The organism is Streptomyces kronopolitis (assembly GCF_014646275.1).
Classification (GTDB): Bacteria; Actinomycetota; Actinomycetes; order Streptomycetales; family Streptomycetaceae; genus Streptomyces; species Streptomyces kronopolitis.
This window is the reverse complement of sequence record NZ_BMND01000139.1, coordinates 1-510: the sequence shown is the minus strand read 5'-3', so window position 1 is coordinate 510 and position 510 is coordinate 1. Positions and strand designations below refer to the sequence as shown.

Genomic DNA, 510 nt, shown 5'->3' with positions numbered 1-510 from the left:
ATAAAAACGCTATAGGTGTTTGTGGGGACATCACTCAAATTGAAATTAAAGAAAAAGTCATCAAACTAGCCCAAACATTAGGAATTAACATGATCATTGGCGGGCCTCCCTGTCAAGGCTTTTCTAATAAAGGGAAAAATTTAGGGCTAAAAGACCCTAGGAATTTTTTATTCTTAGAATATATAGAAATAATAAAAGCCTTAAAACCAAAAATTTTTATCATTGAAAATGTGAAAAACCTCATCTCTTGCGCTAAAGGCTATTTCTTAGAAGAAATTAAAGAAAGATTGAACGCTTTAGGGTATCAATTAAGCTCTCAAATCCTAAACGCTAAAGATTATGGCGTGCCTCAAAACAGAGAGAGGGCTTTTATTGTGGGGGCTAGTCATTTTAGTTTTGATTTTAATCTTTTAGAGCCTTCTCAAAGCGTGAATGTTCAAGATGCGATAAGCGATTTAGCCTATCTTTGTTCTAATGAGGGGGCGTTTGAGAGCGATTACTTAAACCCTA

1 protein-coding gene is annotated in these 510 nt (G+C 34.9%); it reads left to right on the top strand.

What is annotated here, in order from left to right; translation table 11 throughout:
* On the top strand, nt 1-510 hold a 510-nt coding region (locus IEY78_RS35525), incomplete at both ends, for a DNA cytosine methyltransferase (RefSeq protein WP_189104844.1).